This window comes from Psychroserpens sp. XS_ASV72 (genome assembly GCF_041224425.1).
GTDB lineage: Bacteria > Bacteroidota > Bacteroidia > Flavobacteriales > Flavobacteriaceae > Psychroserpens.
The window spans coordinates 1-1,098 of the sequence record NZ_JBGFGL010000073.1 but is presented as its reverse complement, the minus strand read 5'-3'; the positions used below and the strand labels follow the sequence as shown (position 1 = coordinate 1,098).

The following is a 1,098-nucleotide window of genomic DNA, read 5'->3' as shown; positions in this document are numbered from 1 at the left end:
AGCCTCGTTGTCCGTGTCGGAACATTCGACCACCGTATTTTCCACCGTACAAGCGGAAAGGTCAGGGGCTATGGTGTCCACTACGGATATGGTCTGGTCAAGTGACACTGAGTTTCCGCATTCATCGGTAGCGGTCCAAGTTCTAGTGATGGTCTCGGTGTTTCCGCAGGCAGCAACAGAGCTGTCTGAGAAGGTCACGGTCACATTGCCACATGTATCGGTGGCCGTAGCCGTTCCGGTAGCTGCAGGATCGGTACTTTCTGTACATTCCACGGTTGCATCGCTAGGCAGTGTAAGCACTGGCGCAGTGGTATCCTCAACGGTAATGGTCTGGTCCAGAGATGCGGAGTTTCCGCATTCATCGGTAGCGGTCCAAGTTCTTGTAATCGTTTCGGTATTTCCACAACCAGGAGCTGAGGCATCGGAATAAGTAACGGTCACATTGCCACAGGTATCCATAGCGGTTGCCGTTCCGGTAGCAGCAGGATCGGTACTTTCGGTACATTCCACGGTTGCATCGCTAGGCAATGTAAGTATTGGCGCAGTAGTGTCCACGACGTTTATCGTCTGCACTAGGTTAGTCTCGTTCCCACAGTCATCGACAAGCGTCCAAGTTCTTGTGATTACGGATTCGTTTGCACAGGAGCCATCGGCAACAGAATCAGTATAAGTTGCCTCTAGAGTGTTCACAGAACAATTATCAGCTTCGTCCGTGACATCACCTGTTAGGGTTAGGTCTGTTGGATCTTGGTCGCACTCGATGGTAATTCCAGCAGGAACCGTGAATGTAGGGTCCGTTGTATCTTCAATGGTCAGTGTCGCACTGAGTGTTGTTGCGTTTCCGCAATCATCTGTAATTGTATAGGTCACAGCGATAGAACCAGCCTGTCCACAAGAAGGGACCAGGTTTGCGAAATCATAGTCAGATGTCACTGTTATGCCAAGGTCATCGGCACAAGTTTCAAGGTCCGCAATATTATTGGCATTCCAGTCATTGGCCAACTGCTCGTTTCCGTCACCAGCGCATTCAACAGTTTGGTCAGTGACAGAACAGTTTGAGAGGTCAGGGATGGTCCCGTCGTCAAAAGTAAGCGTTAC

Annotated in this window: 1 pseudogene; it reads right to left on the bottom strand. The window is 50.4% G+C overall.

Going from position 1 to position 1,098, the window contains the following annotated elements:
- Nucleotides 1-1,098 (bottom strand): annotated as a pseudogene (locus tag AB9K26_RS05510) (gliding motility-associated C-terminal domain-containing protein); the annotation flags it as partial.